Source organism: Chitinophaga sp. 01L420, from assembly GCF_056399985.1.
The window spans coordinates 265713-283228 of record NZ_JBFTSK010000004.1; the positions used below are offsets into that span (position 1 = coordinate 265713).

A 17516-nucleotide genomic window follows, 5' to 3' on the forward strand; every position below is an offset into this window, starting at 1 on the left:
CGCTTCCGATACATAATTCACATTTTTTAATGGCTAATTCGCAATTCGCCTTTCCCGTTCCCGCTGCAACATTATTTTATATATCTTGATGCATATGAACTGCAAGCTATATTCCACACTACAAACTGCACTTTTATTGGGCGCATTGACGTTGTCAGCGCAATCTGATGTAACCATACGTTTCAACGAACCAGCCCGTCATTTTACGGCATCTGCCCCCTTGGGCAATGGACGTTTAGGGGCCATGGTATTTGGAAATACAAACAGAGAGCGTATTGTATTAAATGAAATATCTATGTGGACTGGCGGCATCCAGGACGCAGATAGTAAAGAAGCGGGGGCCTACCTGCCGCAAATCCAGCAACTGTTATTGCAGGGTAAAAATATTGAGGCGCAGAAAATGTTGCAGCAGTATTTTATCTGCCAGGGCCCGGGTTCCGGCAGTGGTAACGGCGCCAATGTTAAATTTGGTTGCTATCAAACGCTGGGCGATCTTTTCATTCAATGGAAAGACACGGTGTCGGCTGTACGTAATTATCAGCGTCAGCTGAAGCTGGATAGTGCCATCAGCACCCTGAGCTGGGAGCGGAATGGCGTAGCATATAAAGAAGAAGTATTGGTATCTGCCCCGCAGCAGGTAACGGTGGTACGTTTGGTGGCCAGCAAACCTGGCAGCCTGTCGTTTACCACAGGATTATATCGTAAAGAACGGGCCAATATCAACCTCCTGAATGGTGCATTAACCATGAGCGGGACCTTAAACGGAGGCAATGGAGATGTCGGCGTAAAATATGCCGCTGTACTGAAAGTGATTTCCAAAGGTGGTACCAGAAAAGAAAGCAAAGATCAACTAACGATTAACGGCGCAGATGAATGTATTTTGCTGATCGCTGCCCGCACCAATATGAACTGGCCCAATGTGGAAACACCGGGACCGGATCCGCTGCCGAAAACAGTGGCAGATATTACAAAAGCAGCCACGATATCCTGGCCGGCACTGGTACAGTCGCATGTAAAAGACTATACTTCCTTTTTTAACCGTTGTCAGCTTTCCTTCACGGATAACAGCAACGATGCGGTAAAAGGCTTGTCTACCATCGATCGCCTGCAACGTTTGCAGCAGGGCGAAAAAGATGCTTCGCTGGTATCGCTGTACTTTAATTTTGGTCGTTACCTGCTCATCAGCTCTTCCCGTAACGGCGGCATGCCGGCTAATCTGCAGGGACTTTGGGCAGAAGAATACCAGACACCCTGGAATGGCGATTATCACCTCGACATTAACGTGGAAATGAACTACTGGCCGGCAGAAGTCACCAACCTGTCCGACTGTCACCAGCCGTTATTTACCCTGGCTTCGCAAATGTCCAAATACGGTGAGCGTACCGCCCGCACCTATTATAAAGCCAATGGCTGGATGGCACACGTTATCAACAATCCCTGGGGATTCACCTCTCCCGGTGAAGGAGCCAGCTGGGGATCAGCATTAACCGGTGGCGCCTGGGTAGCTTCCCATCTCTGGAAACATTACCAGTATACCAATGATAAAAAGTTTTTGCAGGAAATATACCCGGTATTGAAAGGGGCGGCCACCTTTTTTAAAGAGATTCTGATTACCGAGCCTTCTCACCAGTGGCTGGTAACGGCGCCTTCCAACTCACCCGAGAATTCTTATATACTGCCCAACGGGCAGGAAGGACAAACCTGCATGGGCCCTACTATGGACATGCAGATTTGCAGAGACTTGCTGGGGGCTAACCTGGAAGCAGCCCGTATCCTGCAAACGGATAAGGCCTGGGCCGATAGTCTGAAAATAGTACTGGCCAGGCTGGCGCCTAACCAGATCAGTCCAACTACCGGCGGGGTACAGGAGTGGCTGGAAGATTATAAAGAAGCAGACCCGCATCACCGTCATGTATCCCCGTTATACGGCTTGTATCCTTACGATGAAATTACACCATGGGATACCCCTGAAATGGCTGCTGCTGCGAAGAAAACATTGCTCAGAAGAGGGGATGGTGCTACCGGATGGTCCCGTGCCTGGAAAGTGGCATTCTGGGCCCGTTTGGGTGATGGTAACCATGCCTACAAAATGCTGAAAGAATTATGGGTGCCTGCTGCGGCCGGTAGCGATATCAGTATGAGTTCCGGCGCGGGTACGTACGCGAACCTGTTCTGCGCACATCCGCCTTTCCAGATAGATGGTAACCTGGGTGCTACTGCAGGCATTGCAGAGATGCTGTTGCAAAGCCATGGCAAAGAAAATATTATCCGCTTATTACCTGCACTGCCGGATGGGGAACAGTTTGCCGCCGGTCGCATTAAAGGACTGCGTGCGGTAAATGATTTCGTGATAGACTTTAGCTGGAAAAACAAAACTGTGCAGGAGGTAAGTATCCATTCTGGTAGCGGCGTTGCCTGCAAATTGTTGTTGCCACAAACTGCTGTGGTAAAGGATCGTAATGGAGTAGCTGTACCTCATCAGTATGAAAACGGGGTGTTAAGCTTTAATACAACTAAAGGCATGAGCTATCGAATAACGGTATAATCCAGAGAAAGACAAAAAATCGCATAATAAAAAAAAACAGATCTTTGCCATTCAATATCCTGACATGGAAGATCTGAAACAAGTGGCTGCAAAGGCAGCAATGGACTTTATAAAACCTGGTCAAATTATCGGTTTAGGTGCCGGCTCTACAATTGCGCACCTGGTTAATTTTTTGAAAGAAGAGGTAACATTGGCTAAAAGTATTACTACGGTTACCTCTTCTTTTAATACCCGGCAACTCCTGCTGGAGAATGGTTTTCATACCAAAGATATCAGTGAGGTATCCCAACTGGATATTTATTTTGATGGCTGCGATCAGTTTGATCATCAGCTGAATGCCCTGAAAAGCGGAGGTGGTATACATACCCGTGAGAAGCTGCTGGCGTCTATGGCAGATAAATTTATCCTGATTGGTGATGGCGCAAAATATGTAGGACAGTTATATACTACTTTTCCGGTGGTGATAGAAGTGATACCGGAAGCCATACCATTTGTACTACAACAACTGAAGAAAATATTTTCACTGGCCAATCCGGTGATCCGGATGAGTAACAAAAAAGATGGGGCCGTGATTACAGAAAATGGCAACCTGCTCATTGATATCTGGTTCCGTTCCTTCCCGCCATTAGACAGTCTTAATCATCGTTTAAAGGAAATTCCCGGTATCCTGGAAACTTCGCTTTTCTACAATATGGCGCATGCTGCTATCATAGCGGGAAAGAAAGGAGTAGAGATTATCAGAAAGGATCCTGCTTATTTAATCTGAAACGTTTTTGTTCCTGCGGTAATATGATAGCGTAATCCTTTGTCGGTGTTTTGTGTGATCACCGGTTGATCATTTTCATATATTTTTTGTTTAGGAGAGATGTGAAAGTAAATGTCTGCACTAGCATTTGCAGGCACTGTTACATGGTAGCTGATCGCGTCGCCTTTTCTTTCCCAGGCAGAATTAACGGTGCCATAGGGACTTTCGTGGCTGGCATCAAAATGATCGAGGCCATTTACAAAATTGGGTGACAGCAATATGTTTTTAAATCCGGGTGCAGCTTCATCCGGTTTAATGCCGGCAATGCCTTTATACATCCAGGCACCTATTTCGCCGAACATAATATGGTTGCGTGACAGATCAGAGGCGGCGTTGATATCCCAGTTTTCAAACAGCGTGGTAGCGCCATTCATGATCCACCAGCCCCATGAAGGGAAGCTGCGTTGAGCCGCTAATTTGTACGCTACATCTGCATATCCGTTTTCACTTAAGGCATTCAGGATACTTTTAGTTCCCAGCAAACCTACGTCCAGGTGGAAGTTATCTGCTGCTACTCTTTCTGCGAGTTTGGCGGCTACTTTACTTTTCATATTATCAGGAACCAGTCCCCAGTACAAAGCAACACTCTGTTCTGTTTGTACACCTTCTCCATAAATACCGGTAGTGGTATTCAGGTATTTGGCATTAAAAGCATTTTTGATCTTCGCTGCCAGTGTACTGTATTTCGTATAGTCAGCAGCATTACCAAATAGTTTCGCGGCTTTTGCCAGGATTAATGCATCTGCATAGGAATAAGCAGAGGAGGTGAATTCTACCGGCGATTTTGATTTTACCGGTACCCAGTCGCCCAGGCCCCAGGTAGTTAAGCCGGATGGACTGATTTCCGTGATATGATCTACATAGCGGCGTATGTGATCGTAGGAAACGGATAACAGGGTAGTGTCGCCGTAAAACAAATAGATGTTCCATGGAATAATGGCAATGGTGCTGGTCCAGTCGGGACCATTACCCCATTCGTAGCCCCAGCCACCGGTAGGAATAATAGAAGGTAACACGCCATTGGGTTGTTGTTCATCGCGATGATCTGCCAGCCATTTTTCATAGATGGTGATGCCGTCAAAATTATACAGACCTGTTTCTATGGCAATCTGTGCATCGCCGGTCCAACCATTTTTTTCACGTTGCGGGCAATCGGTCGGATAGCCGAACAGGTTGGAGAGATAGGCGTTGTTGGTGGCCCACCATAATTTGTTGATCATGGTGTCGGAGCTATTTATTTTCCCGGCAGGGGGTACGTTGCTGTGCATGAAATAGCCGGTCAGACTTTCCTTCGTCAGCTTCACCGGTTTGTTGCTGCTTACTTCCACATATTGAAAGCCTTTGTAGTTAAAGCGGGGCATAAAAGATTCCTCGCCTTTGCCGCTCAGGGTAAAGATGTCTGTTTGAAAAGGATCTGTATCATCAGTAGGGCGATAATGCACCACTATGTTGGAAAGGTCCACGAACCCTTTTTTATCCAGCTGTTCGCCATGTTTGAGTTTAATGACAGTGCCTTCTGCGCCGCTCACCCGGATTTTGCTGACGCCGGCAATGTTTCTGCCGAGGTCAAATACCCAGGTGCTGTCGTTGAGCTGGGTCATATTCGCCGCCGGAATTTCTTCCACATTTTCTATGGGATATAATTGCTGGGAGACAATATTTTTAGACGGAGCAGAACGGAAAATAACGTGTTGCCATTTCTGGTCATCGAAGTTGGCGGTATTCCATCCTGGTTGTTCGCGGCGGGCGTCATAATGTTCTGCTGTGTAGATGCTGTTGAAAACGATAGGGCCTGGTGCTGTTTTCCAGTCTTTCCCTGTGGTGATGGTTTCCACGCTGCCATCGGTGTAGGTAATGCGCAAGTCCATGCAAAAAGCGGGTCTGCCGCGCCAGGGAGCGTTGTGGAAGTTCCATACGGCAGTAGACTGGTGATTATACCAGCCGTTGCCCAGCATTACGCAAATGGCATTTTTACCTTGTTGCAGGAGTGGGGTTACATCGTAGGTAACATATAGCGTGCGGCGGTCGAACCGGGTGTACATGGGGTCCAGGCGATGGTTACCGGCTTTTTRCCCGTTGATATACAATTCATATAATCCGGCTACCGCAATATAGGCCCGTGCTGACTGAATCGATTTAGCAGCTGTGAAATTTTTTCGGAAGTTGGCGGCAGCTTTCAATTTTACATTGTCGTCATCACTGATCCAGGCGCCTTTCCAGTTGCTGCTGTTCACCATGCCTGTTTCGAACCAGGAACGGGTAGCGGGTAACTTGTGGCCGTCCTTATCCCATACTTCCACGCTCCAGTAGTATCTTGTAAAGGGCTGTAAAGCTTTACCGGTATAGGCTACCAGCATGTCCGCTGTATTCATCTTGCCGGAGGTCCATACAGGTGCTGATTCCAGTTTAAGCGAGTCTGTTGCTACGCGGATCAGGTAAGCTGTTTGGCGTGCGCCACTGCGGCTGTCTGCCAGTAGCCACGACAGGCGGGGATGAGTGGCGTCTATTCCCAGCGGGGTAGGGAGGTGTTCGCATTTTAAGGCTGCAGGGGCGGCTGCGGCGCTGTTGTCCGGGGGAGTTTCCCGACCTGCCAGCGTACAGGCATCCAGGGCCGCGTATTTGGCGGCCGTGAGTGCATGGCCACGTACTGTTAAACCAACAAAAATGATTAAAATAAAAGGAAGAACCAGGTTCCTGAATGTTGAATGCATGCTCGGCTTACGTTTAATTAATATTAATCTGCGACAAGATAATATAAGTCGCCCTTTTTTTTACCTGTTTTATGTAAATGGAAATAAAGATAGATCGATCTGTCTTTTTTGTACCTTTGTGAGATGAAAAAGAAGATAAGCGATCCGAAACAGCGTTTATTGGAAACTGCCACTAACCTGTTCTATAACCAAGGGTATCACGCCACTGGTATTAACCAGGTGATAGAAGAAGCAGGTGTGGCCAGGGCCAGTTTGTATATGCACTATGAATCCAAAGAATCCCTGCTGCTGGCATTTTTAAATCAGCGTCATGTGGATTGGATGGCGGGCTTAAAAGCCTTCACAGATAAGGCCACCAAGCCTAAGGAAAAGATTCAGTTAGCCTTTGATTTCCTCGCTGATAATAATGAAAGAGAGCATTTCAGGGGATGTGCTTTCCTGAATATCCTGTCGGAAACAACGGACAAAGATCCAGCAGTGCTGACCGTGATCCAGGATCATAAGAAAGACCTGCGTGCTTTTCTGGGGGATATTCTTACCAAAGAAAAACAGGTCGTGAAAGATCATGTGTACCTGTTGTTCGAATCTGCGATAGTGGAAAGTCAGCTTTACCGTAGCCAGTGGCCGGTGCAGGAGGCGAAGAAGGTGGTGAGCGGTTTGTTGTAAGCAACGCGGAAAATTCACTTCTTTTTAAAAAATAAAAAAAGATAGATCGATCTGTCTGTTTTTAAAATATTCGTTTTATCTTTGTGAAGGAAATGAGCAACAACAGATGATGCAAGGGACTTATTGATCGCCAGGATATAGGCGTATTAGCAGGCATGAAGATGCATGTTCAAAACTAAAAGATGCTATTGCGTCTTTTTTTAGCCATCTTAAATAGACAGGTCGATCTATCTAAATATTCACTACTTAAATTAAACTATCATGGAACAGAAATTCCCCCTTCCCCCATTTACACGCGAAACAGCCCTGCAGAAAGTACAGCTGGCAGAAGATGCCTGGAACAGCAGGGATCCGCAAAAAGTTTCATTAGTATATACACAGGATACGGTGTGGCGCAACCGCGATCAGTTTCTCAACGGCCGGGAAGAAGTGGTAACTTTTCTCACCAAAAAATGGGAAAAAGAACTGGACTATAAACTGAAAAAAGAACTCTGGAGTTTCACAGACAATCACATTGCAGTATGTTTTGAATACGAATGGCATGACCATGCCGGTAATTGGTTCCGTTCTTACGGCAACGAGCTCTGGGAATTTAATGAAAATGGTTTGATGCAGCGGAGGTTAGCCGCCATCAACGATGTAGCGATTAAAAGCACCGAACGGAAATTCCGGGAACCGGAAGATATGGTGCTGGCCTGTTAAGTAAATGGAACATTACCACCGGCCAGGCAGGAGCTGATATCCTGTCTGGCCTCTTTATAAATCGTCATCTGCCTCCTTGTCATCCGGGGCAAGACAAAATCCGCATTGAATTTTGTAACTTTGATAAATGAGTAAGACAGAAACGTTACAGGAGTTTTATCAACACAAATTCAGTACAGTGCCTGAAACGCTGCAGCAGGATATCGGTCATTTTAATGTATTCCGCATGGAAGACTGTATTATTGACGGGCGTGTTATGGTGAAATACAGTCGCCGCGACTTCTATAAGGTAAGTCTGGTAAGAGGACATAACCTTTTCCATTATGCCGATAAAACGGTAGAAGTAAAGGGTAGTACACTCATATTCTTTAACCCGCAGGTACCTTATGCCTGGGAATCCTTGTCAGGAGAAAGCCTGGGCTATTTCTGTATATTCAAGGAGTCCTTTTTTACAGGTGCCAGCAGGAGTAATATTCATGACCTGCCTATGATGGTGCCGGGCGGAATTCCATCTTACCAACTTAATAAAACACAGGACAAAGAAGTAGCACAGTTATTTAAAAAGATGTTGTCCGAAATCAGCTCTGACTATGTGTATAAGTATGATCTGTTACGGAGCTACCTGACGGAAATTATCCACTATGCGCTTAAAATGCAGCCGTCTGAAATGCTGTACCAGCATGCAGATGCCAGGTCCCGCATCACCTCGGTATTTACCGATTTACTCGAACGACAGTTCCCGATTGAATCGCCTGCACAGCGTTTTGCGTTGAGGTCTGCCAACGACTTTGCCAAGCAGTTATCCGTGCATGTAAATCACCTGAACCGTGCCATCCGGGAAACCACTGGTAAAACCACCACAGCACATATTGCAGAACGGCTGACCAGCGAAGCAAAAGCCCTGCTGAAACATACCAACTGGAATATTTCAGAAATCAGTTACGCCCTTGGTTTTGAAGAACCTGCCCATTTCAACAACTTTTTTAAGAAACAAACCAGCATTACCCCCGGTGCTTTCCGGATTGTTTGAATTTTGCAATGAATGGTTTGATTAGTGTAACGGCGGGGAGGTATTCCTGATCTACTTTTGTGTTAACAAAAAAAGCACAAAGATCATGGACAACAACAAAATATGGTTTGTAACCGGCGCTTCCAAAGGATTAGGCCGTTCGCTCGTTCTGCAATTATTAGCTCAGGGATATAAGGTAGCTGCTACTTCCCGTAGCATCGATGAGCTGCGCAAGCTTTCCACTGCTGCCGATTTTCTCCCGCTGGCGGTAGACCTGAAAAGTGAAAGTAGTGTAAAAGAAGCCGTAGCGGCAACTATCCGCCAGTTTGGCCGTATAGATGTATTGGTTAACAACGCCGGCTACGGACAGGTAGGCGGCTTGGAAGAACTGTCTGATGCGGAAGTACGCGCTAACTTTGACGTGAATGTATTCGGACTCTTAAATGTAACCCGCGCGATATTACCACATATGAGGGCGCAACAATCCGGACATATCTTCAACATCTCTTCTATTGCAGGTTTCACGGGCGCTTTCCCCGGATTCGGCGTGTATTGCGCTACCAAGTTTGCCGTAGATGGATTATCTGAATCATTGTCTGCCGAAACAAAACCATTCGGTATCAAAGTAACCATCGTATCACCTGGTTATTTCAGGACTGATTTTCTCGCTTCCGGCTCATTGGGTGTGCCTGCACAGCCAATAGCTGCTTACCAGGCAGTACGCGATGTACAAAGCGCGCATCAGCATGAGATCAATGGTAATCAGGCCGGCGATCCTGAGAAAGCAGTAGCTGCTATTATTAACGTAGCCGCTGTTGAAAATGCACCGTTGCATTTATTCCTGGGTGAAGATGCTTATGGTATGGCTTATCAGAAAATGGATGCCATAAAAGCAGATCTGGAAACGTGGAAAGAAGTGACCGTGAACACGGCGATTTAAACAGCATAGGTCTTAGTTAAAAAGCAGCGGAAGCTCCGCTGCTTTTTTTATTCTATACTGACATTAAAATCTGCTCCAAGTACCAGCTTCCCTTCTTTCTCCTCGCTGCTACCGGGCATTTTCAACCCCTTGATCTTAGCTGTTTTCCCTTTGCTAACCAGATCGGCTACCTGTTTGTCGTTGAGTTTTTTGCCCAGCATTTCAAAAGGAAGTTTGAATCCACATTCCTTGAAATTAGCGCAGCCGTAGGCTGTATTGCCTTTTTTGAGTAAATGTGTTTTGCATTTGGGGCAGGACATCTCTTCGATGACCATCACTTTTTTAGGCTTGGGTTCTTTTTTAACCTTTTCCTTTTCCGGTGGTGCCGGTGGCGGATCAGGCGCAATGGTGATGAACTTATAGCTGGATGTTTTTACTTCTTTGGTCAGGTCTACCACCATCTGGATCAATTCATCCTTGAAGGTTTCCATGGCATACTCGCCTTTTTCTATGAGACGGAGTTTGCGTTCCCACTGACCGGTGAGTTCGGGACTTTTCAGCAGTTCCGTTTGTATGGTATCGATGAGGTCTATGCCTGTTTGGGTGGCATAGATATTCTTCTTTTTCTTTTCTATATATTTTCTGCGGAACAGGGTTTCAATAATATTGGCGCGGGTAGAAGGCCGGCCAATACCATTATCTTTCAGCATTTCGCGTAAGTCTTCATCATCTACCTGTTTACCGGCTGTTTCCATCGCTCTCAGCAAAGTAGCTTCTGTAAAGGCTTTGGGAGGAGTGGTTTTTCCCTGGTGTATCCTGGGAGTATGCGGACCACTTTCTCCTACTTCGAAGTGAGGCAATATTTTTTCTTCTTCTTCGCCTTCTTTTTTCTCTTTTACATCGTTGGCATATACTTCCTTCCAGCCTGGTTCCAGGATTTGTTTACCGGTCACTTTAAAAGGTACCTGTCCTACTTTTCCGAGTACGGTGGTGTTGGAGATTTTACATTCCGGGTAAAAAGCGGCAATAAAGCGGCGGGCTACCAGGTCGTAGATACGCTTTTCTTCCAGTGGCAAACCGCCGGGGTGCATACCGGTAGGGATGATGGCATGGTGATCTGTTACCTTTTTATCATCGAAAACGGTTTTCAGCTTAGGGATAGGATTCGCCAGCAGCGGTGCGGTGAGTGCACTGTAGGGCGTCATATCCGTTAGGATCCCGGCAATTTTCGGGTGCAGGTCTTCCGAGAGGTAAGTGGTATCTACCCTGGGGTAGGTAGTCAGTTTTTTCTCGTAGAGGTTCTGAATATATTTGAGCGTATCGTCTGCCGAGAAACCGAATTTTTTATTGGCTTCTACCTGTAGGGCGGTGAGGTCAAACAGACGGGGATTACCTTCCTTACCATCTTTTTTTTCGAAAGAGGTGACCTCAAATGGATGCTCCTGCAGATAGGCCAGCCCTTTAGCGGCTTTATCCGGGCTTTTGAGCCGATCAATGGCGGCGGTGAACTCTGTCTCCCTGTAAATGGTTTTGAGCTCCCAATAGTCCTCCGACACAAACGCATTGATTTCCTTTTGCCGTTGTACCAGCATGGCCAGCGTGGGTGTTTGTACGCGACCGATGGACAATACCACTTTTCCCTGTGCAAACTTTTTGGTGAAAAGCCGGGTGGCATTCATACCCAGCAGCCAGTCGCCGATAGCGCGGGCGCTGCCGGCAGCATATAGGTTATTGTATTGTTCTGATTCCTTCAGGTGGAGAAAGCCATCGCGGATAGCCTCCACGGTGAGGGAGGAAATCCAGAGTCTTTTAATGGGGGCTACACATTTTGCTTTCAGCAGTACCCAGCGTTGTATCAGCTCTCCTTCCTGGCCGGCATCCCCGCAGTTGATGACTTCTTCACATTGCTGTACCAGGGTTTCTATAATCTTAAACTGCTTTTGTACGCCTGAATTTTCAATCAGCTTAATACCGAAGCTGGGAGGTATCATGGGGAGATCTTCCAGTCGCCAGAACTTCCATTGCTCGTAATAATCATGCGGTTCCTTCAGGGTGCAGAAATGTCCGAAAGTCCAGGTTACCTGGTAGCCATTGCCCTCATAATAGCCATCTTTGCGTTGTTTAGCTCCGATCACTTCTGCAATATCTCTTGCCACACTTGGTTTTTCAGCAATGCAAACTTTCATAATCGATTAAAATTGGGTAACAAATGTCGGATAAATAGTTCAAATGAATAGGGTTAAAGTGGTGTTTACCGTTAAAGTGATCATGATCTCGTTTAAACTTCTTTAACACAATAATACCCACTAATTTAAGGTTAGAAATGCAAATATTTAAAAACACTTTTCTGTTCATGAAATTATTGACCTTCCTCCTGTTTGCCACTTAGATGTATGCTGGCTGTGTTGAGTTACTGGAAAAAGGGGGCTCGCTGATCAGGGAATAAAAACTTCTTCCCCGCTATCGTTTCGGCAAGGAATATTTCTTCGCCACCTTATTATACTTCTTCAGGTACTTCCGGTTTTTCTTAACACCTACGGCTGTTACGATACCGGAAGTTTCTGCTTTTACCCAATAGTTAAAAATAAACTTCTCCCGGTCGCGTATAAAAAACATACGCGTAGGCCGGTGGTTGGCATTTCTCAGGAAAGCATTTACCAGCAAAGTTTTCAGGTTAGCCATAAAGCCTTGCCGGGTGGAATCCTTTTTATTCAGCACCTGCACATTCAGGTTACGGTAATAAAAATTCATATTGCCGAGTGTTACATATTTATTCCCGGACCAATTAGAATAGATGGTATCTGCATAACCCCGTCTTACTTTCACAGCGGCCATAGGAATGGCTACCTCGTTGAATCTTTTCAGATCCATCGGTGCCAGATAACTCTGTGCGTAAAATCCGGAAAGGGAATCACTGTACGACTCGTTATACGAAAAGTAATGAATAGGGCTACCCAGTAATTTGCCGCTGGCCTGCACCCGCAGGCTGTCGCCGTTAGGATGTACATTACCAAAGTGCGTGATCAGCGCATTAATATCTGTAATGGGTACGGCCGACCATTTGTTGGTGGATTTGGAAGACTCATTCACAGTAACGGCCGCCTGCTGCAATACAATAGAATCTACCTGCAGCGCCAATGGTAAGGTGTTGATTAATTTGGTGGGCATGAATTTTTCTATGCCATGTTCAAAAGGAATTCGTTTATCCCTGGCCGTTGTTAACAACGTATTGGTAGCAGTAATCCTCCGGATATGCAGCGTGGTATCTTCCGGCAGCTGGTTGTTGACGATGCCGCTCAGTTGTAGCGCATCTCCTTTTACAGTGATGTAATCCCGCTGCCAGCGCGCTGTCCGGAAAGTTTCTTCTGCAGTGAGATTGGGTGTTACGCTGAAATCATTGACAGATAAAGTATGGGTGGCCGGATCCATTTTAATACCGCCGGCCTGCGCATGTAGTTGTTTGTTCCGGTAAAACACACCGCCTTCACTAATGGTGGTGTTGGCAACAAACGACTGCCAGGCTACTTTATGATGCTGCCGGAACGTGAAGTCTGCGTTGTTAAACATGCCAGATAGCTTATTCACTGACAGTTCCATGGTATCTCCATGATGCTGTGCCAGCTGTACATCCTGCCATTTCAGCGCTACGCCGGAGTGGAGATTCATCTGAGCTGACTTGTCTTTGCTGAGTAGTCCTTTTGTTAGTTGCAGCGACAGCTGCGGAATGGAAAGATCCGTGCCCGTGCTATGGAATTGCAATGGTGTTGTTTCCAGTTGTATATGATCGTAATGTAATAGTTGTTCACTTCCAGTATGCAGGGCGAGTTTGGTGGCTGCCAGTTGGATACTCGTATGTAGCGTGTTACTATCTTTTCCATTCACTTTCGTGTAATGTAATTCGGCATCGTTGACATTGAGTTGTGTAATGCTGGCCTGTAGCGGGGGCGTAGTAGTTTGTTTTTTGGTTTCTTTTCCATTGCTGAATATCTCTATCTGCGGATGATCGGCGGTGAGTGACTGCACCATCACGCGACTGAAGTCCGTGCTGTGGATGCCTGTTTGTATGCTCAGGGAAGGCAGCACTATTTTAGTATATCCGTGTTCGTTATGTAGGGTAGCATGAGCATTTGTAAGCGCAGTAGTACTATTGCTATTAAGTGAAACAGCCGCCATATCCAGCTCCATTTTTTCGCTGTGATGATGAATGTTGTAAAACTGCCCGGCTGCCGCTCCCCAGGTAATGAACCGTTGTTTGGTGCGCAGATCCCGGAAGGCTATTTTATTAGCGGTGAAACTGCTTTGCAGGAAAGGTCCGTTGCTACTGAATTGCAGACTGCCAATATCCAGCCGGGCAATGCGTATCACCGGCAAATCTTTAGGGGGATTGTGTTTGGCTGCTGCCGTATTGTGCAATTGTATATTTAAGGTGCCGAAGCGTAACACGTCTACCTGTATATCCTTTGACTGCTGAAATACATCCCAGTCAAATACTTCCCAGTAAAGAGCGGTACCGGCAATGCGGCTGCCATTCGAGAGTGTTACCAGTAGTTTATCTGCTTTATTATGCCGGTGGGTGCCGTCAAAAGCATAATTGTTCACGGTGATATTTACTTTGTCGGAAGCTACGCTCATTTCCCGGATATGCAGATTGGGCATGGCATGTTTTATATCTACCAAAGAATCACTCAGAAAGAAATTATGTAACAGGATATCTGTGTTTACACTTTTTAACTGCAGCGTTAGCGGTGATTTTCCGGTGGATCTGAAGTTGACATTACCATCTGTGATACGGAAAGTATTCACCATGATCAGTTCACTCAGGCCGTGCAGGGTTTGATAAAACGCCGGCATTTTAATGGCGGTGCTATCTATCGGTGGTTTCCCTTTAACGCCTTTCTTTGCTTTTGTCAGTAACGAAATGCGGGGGGAGTACAACTCCGCATCACTGGCTTTGAGGTGCTTTCTCAACAGATCTTCGAGGCTTACATTATTCAGTCGCAGGGAGGGGGCGGTAAAGGTTAGTCCTTTCCCGGAGTGGTTTTGCGGCGTAGGCCCGTATTCCACGTTGTTGAAAATAACATCATTGCGTTGCAGTATAAATTCGTCTACGCTCAACTGGAACATGCTGTCCAGCGAGTAGAACTTTATTTTATTTAAGTTGAGAGCAATGCTGTCGGTAGTGATGCCAGGCGTAGTATCGTGTGCAATTGTGAGGTTGTAAATCCGCAGGTTTGTTTTTTGAGTGGTACCGGTAGACACATTTCCTTTGAGTAACAGTTCCCCGTCTTTTACCGCAATATATTTGAAGTTCATTTTTTTGAATAACGTATTGGGCAGACTGTCCAATACTACCTGTTTGTCTTTGACGGTGGCCTTTCTACCGGGAAGCTTCAGTACCGGTCGTATACATACGAGGGTGTCGATCAGCAGTTCCTGCCGCATATAAATAGCGGGGAGGTGGCGTGCATTGAAATAGAATTTATCTGCCTGCAGCGACATCTCGCCTTTGTTGGCAGTAGCCGCGCTGAAAATGGTACAGGAGTCCAGTTCAAAGACTTGTTTTTTACCGGAGAAATGGAGGCGTTTGAAACTGATGGTATTCCTGCCATCGGGTAATATCCAGTGCTGCTGATCGAAGGAGAAGTCCACATCTTCGGATCCTAAAATATGATTGTCGGCGTTGGTGACTTTGGAGAAATTAACGATAGAGAAATTAAAGTGATCCACACGTAGCGGCGGTGGTCCATTTACTTTGCTGTATACAAGGGATCCTTCCTGCAGATGTACGATGCGCGCGTTTACATATTGTAAAGTTTGTTCCAGGTGTTCCACGATAGAAGACAGCTGAAAGGTTTCCTGCCGTGGGCCGGGTGCCACATGCTCATGAACGAAGAGGGAAGGACTGATCACAGAAAGGCTGTCTACCAACAGTTTTTTATGCAGGATCAGGGCGCGCCAGGACTGTATAGATAAATAGATCCGGGGTATTTTTACATCGTAGTGAGCGTTGACGTGTACGGTATCTTTTCCAGTGAGCCGGGCGCCATGTACCACGATATTTTTTTTCCACAGGGAGAAATTGATATCATCCGCATCAAACTGGTAGGTACCTCCGGATTCTTTGTTAACAATGTATTGAACAATCTTTACAAACTTATGCTGCACCAGGTAATAGAGCAAACCGCCGATGACTATCCTCGCTATGAGTAGAATCAGCAATATTTTGAGCCATTTTTTATACCTGGGATTTAGTTTCATGAATTTGATTAACGGATTTACCATTTGCTAACATTTCTCCGGCGCTTATGTTTAAAATTAAGCCACCAATCTGGCAATGCCGAAGGCAGCAGCAGCAGCCAGCACCCCGATCATAGTGACCTTCAACGCGCCCTGTACTGGCGGCTGACCGGTTACTTTGCTTTTGAAATAACCAAATACAAATAAGCAAATAATAGTGAGTGCCGTAGATCCGATCAATCCACGTTGAGGCGTATCCGTGAAAAGGTAAGCCGATAAAGGCAGCAAGCCGCCCACAAAATAGGATGCGCCAATGGTGAGGGCGCTCTGTCTGGCCCTGTTGGGATTAGGTGCTTCCAGTCCCAGTTCAAACTTCATCATGAAATTAACCCACTTGGTTTTGTCTTTAGACAGTTCCGTTGCGATGAGCTGCTGTGCTTCCGCACTTAATCCATATTCTGCAAATACCTCTTTTACTTCTTCCATTTCTTTTTCAGGCACTGTTTCAACTTCTGCATATTCTCTTTTTAATTCGCTTTCGTAGTGCTCCAGTTCTGTTTTACCGGCAAGGTAGCCACCCAGGCCCATGGCAATGCAGCCGGCTACTATTTCAGCAATACCTGCAGTAAGAATAATGTTGTTGCTGCTTACCGCGCCACTGAGTCCTGCTGCCAGTGCAAAAGGCACTGTCAATCCATCGCTCATGCCGATGACCATGTCGGTGATAAAGTCCGAGCTTTTTAAATGTTCTTCCTGATGCATTTTTCCGGGTTTATAGGGGGTATTAATGATATAAATATAAGTGCTTTATCGTACTTTGTATGGATTGTAAAGGTAAGCGCAGTTGATCACCACTGCTAATCAAAGTTGGAAAATTATGGCAAACGAAATCGTATGTTTTGGTGAAATGTTATGGGACATCCTGCCGGAGAAGGAATTGCCCGGTGGTGCCGTGATGAACGTAGCGTATCACCTGCAGAAACTGGGAGAAACAGTATCACTGGTATCGCGGATAGGAAAGGATCGGCGGGGGCAGGGATTGCTGGATATGCTGCATGGTTTTGGGCTCAATACTGCTTTTGTGCAGGTAGATGAAAAACAGGAAACAGGGAAGGTATATGCAGACATGACCAATCCCAGCGAGGTGCATTATGATATCGTATATCCGGCAGCGTGGGACTTTATCCAATGGGAGCCGGCACTGGCTGCGCTGTTAAAACAAGCCGGTACCCGGTACCTGGTGTTCGGGAGTCTTTGTTCCCGGGAGGTGGTAACCCGGCCTACGCTGGAACAGGCGCTGCAGCATGATCTGGTAAAAGTGCTGGATATTAACCTGCGGGAACCTCATTATACCCGTGCACATGTGGAGTGGCTGCTGCAGCAATGTAATATCCTGAAACTGAACATCGCGGAACTGGAGCTGATCAGTGGCTGGTATCATCCGTTTGAAGATAAAGAACAGGCAGTGCGTGCATTGTCTGCGCAATTTAATATTCCTACCATTGTGGTCACCATGGGGGGCGAAGGGGCGTTGCTGTTTATGAACGATACCTGCTATGTAGAGCCAGGTATTGCGGTGAAAGTAGTGGATACCATTGGTAGCGGTGATGCTTTCCTGGCGGGCTTTCTGCATAACTTCAGCAGGCAGCGGCCTGCGAGGGAGTGTTTGCGCTTTGCAAATGTGCTGGGCGCACTGGTGGCATCCTATGCGGGCGGGTGTCCGGATTATGCGCCGGAGCAGATAGCGGTTAGGTAGGAGTGGTTTTTTGTCTTGTCCAGGATTACACTGATTTTCCGGATTTGTTTTGATTATAAAGTTTAAGAGATTAGAGAAAATATAAGCAAACATTATCCGCTTATATCTTCTCTAATCTTTTTTAATCCTGTAAAACAAAATCCGGAAAATCAGTGTAATCCTGGAC

Annotated in this window: 11 protein-coding genes; 7 read left to right on the forward strand and 4 right to left on the reverse strand. The window is 46.3% G+C overall.

Annotation, left to right across the window (positions count from 1 at the left end):
* Positions 1-94: 94 nt before the first annotated feature.
* Both AC1DP6_RS06365 and rpiA read left to right on the forward strand, forming a co-directional pair.
* Positions 95-2545 carry a glycoside hydrolase family 95 protein gene (locus tag AC1DP6_RS06365; protein WP_477054078.1) on the forward strand — a complete coding sequence of 817 codons (2451 nt, stop codon included), beginning with the start codon at positions 95-97 and terminating at the stop codon, positions 2543-2545.
* A gap of 64 nt (positions 2546-2609) precedes the next feature.
* Complete coding sequence (rpiA, locus tag AC1DP6_RS06370) at positions 2610-3311, forward strand: ribose-5-phosphate isomerase RpiA (RefSeq protein WP_477054079.1); 702 nt, start codon at positions 2610-2612, stop codon at positions 3309-3311.
* On the opposite strand, the gene AC1DP6_RS06375 is transcribed toward rpiA, so the two are convergent.
* Positions 3299-6061: an alpha-L-rhamnosidase gene (locus AC1DP6_RS06375; RefSeq protein ID WP_477054080.1), complete on the reverse strand. Its 2763-nt coding sequence runs from the start codon at positions 6059-6061 to the stop codon at positions 3299-3301. The genes rpiA and AC1DP6_RS06375 overlap by 13 nt on opposite strands.
* 123 nt (positions 6062-6184) lie before the next feature.
* On the opposite strand from AC1DP6_RS06375, the gene AC1DP6_RS06380 reads away from it, so the two are divergent.
* The 4 genes from AC1DP6_RS06380 to AC1DP6_RS06395 all read left to right on the forward strand — a co-directional run bounded on the left by AC1DP6_RS06380 (position 6185) and on the right by AC1DP6_RS06395 (position 9378).
* The gene (locus AC1DP6_RS06380) at positions 6185-6727 is read left to right on the forward strand and encodes a TetR/AcrR family transcriptional regulator (protein ID WP_477054081.1); all 543 of its coding nucleotides are present in this window, start codon (positions 6185-6187) and stop codon (positions 6725-6727) included.
* A gap of 261 nt (positions 6728-6988) precedes the next feature.
* On the forward strand, positions 6989-7429 hold the full coding sequence (locus tag AC1DP6_RS06385; RefSeq protein WP_477054082.1) for a nuclear transport factor 2 family protein: 441 nt from the start codon (positions 6989-6991) through the stop codon (positions 7427-7429).
* A 127-nt stretch (positions 7430-7556) separates the two neighbouring features.
* On the forward strand, positions 7557-8459 hold the full coding sequence (locus tag AC1DP6_RS06390; protein WP_477054083.1) for an AraC family transcriptional regulator: 903 nt from the start codon (positions 7557-7559) through the stop codon (positions 8457-8459).
* Between the two features lie 85 nt (positions 8460-8544).
* Positions 8545-9378 (forward strand): oxidoreductase, encoded by an 834-nt coding sequence (locus AC1DP6_RS06395; protein ID WP_477054084.1) that lies wholly within the window; start codon positions 8545-8547, stop codon positions 9376-9378.
* Positions 9379-9425: 47 nt separating this feature from the next.
* Here AC1DP6_RS06395 and AC1DP6_RS06400 read toward each other — a convergent pair whose 3' ends face one another.
* From AC1DP6_RS06400 to AC1DP6_RS06410, 3 genes are all read right to left on the reverse strand, one after another.
* Positions 9426-11543 carry a DNA topoisomerase 3 gene (locus AC1DP6_RS06400; RefSeq protein WP_477054085.1) on the reverse strand — a complete coding sequence of 706 codons (2118 nt, stop codon included), beginning with the start codon at positions 11541-11543 and terminating at the stop codon, positions 9426-9428.
* Positions 11544-11817: 274 nt separating this feature from the next.
* Positions 11818-15615: a hypothetical protein gene (locus AC1DP6_RS06405; RefSeq protein WP_477054086.1), complete on the reverse strand. Its 3798-nt coding sequence runs from the start codon at positions 15613-15615 to the stop codon at positions 11818-11820.
* A gap of 57 nt (positions 15616-15672) precedes the next feature.
* Positions 15673-16356 (reverse strand): VIT1/CCC1 transporter family protein, encoded by a 684-nt coding sequence (locus AC1DP6_RS06410; protein WP_477054087.1) that lies wholly within the window; start codon positions 16354-16356, stop codon positions 15673-15675.
* Positions 16357-16471: 115 nt separating this feature from the next.
* Between AC1DP6_RS06410 and AC1DP6_RS06415 the strand changes: the two genes are divergently transcribed.
* Entirely contained in the window at positions 16472-17350 is an 879-nt protein-coding gene (locus tag AC1DP6_RS06415; RefSeq protein ID WP_477054088.1) for a carbohydrate kinase family protein, read from the forward strand.
* Positions 17351-17516 lie beyond the last annotated feature (166 nt).

Excerpts from the sequence above, each read along its gene's own strand:
- AC1DP6_RS06365 (WP_477054078.1), top strand. The coding sequence starts at position 95 with ATGAACTGCAAGCTATATTCCACACTACAAACTGCACTTTTATTGGGC.
- AC1DP6_RS06405 (WP_477054086.1), bottom strand. The coding sequence starts at position 15,615 with ATGAAACTAAATCCCAGGTATAAAAAATGGCTCAAAATATTGCTGATT.
- AC1DP6_RS06380 (WP_477054081.1), top strand. The coding sequence starts at position 6,185 with ATGAAAAAGAAGATAAGCGATCCGAAACAGCGTTTATTGGAAACTGCC.
- rpiA (WP_477054079.1), top strand. The coding sequence starts at position 2,610 with ATGGAAGATCTGAAACAAGTGGCTGCAAAGGCAGCAATGGACTTTATA.
- AC1DP6_RS06390 (WP_477054083.1), top strand. The coding sequence starts at position 7,557 with ATGAGTAAGACAGAAACGTTACAGGAGTTTTATCAACACAAATTCAGT.
- AC1DP6_RS06415 (WP_477054088.1), top strand. The coding sequence starts at position 16,472 with ATGGCAAACGAAATCGTATGTTTTGGTGAAATGTTATGGGACATCCTG.
- AC1DP6_RS06400 (WP_477054085.1), bottom strand. The coding sequence starts at position 11,543 with ATGAAAGTTTGCATTGCTGAAAAACCAAGTGTGGCAAGAGATATTGCA.
- AC1DP6_RS06410 (WP_477054087.1), bottom strand. The coding sequence starts at position 16,356 with ATGCATCAGGAAGAACATTTAAAAAGCTCGGACTTTATCACCGACATG.
- AC1DP6_RS06385 (WP_477054082.1), top strand. The coding sequence starts at position 6,989 with ATGGAACAGAAATTCCCCCTTCCCCCATTTACACGCGAAACAGCCCTG.
- AC1DP6_RS06395 (WP_477054084.1), top strand. The coding sequence starts at position 8,545 with ATGGACAACAACAAAATATGGTTTGTAACCGGCGCTTCCAAAGGATTA.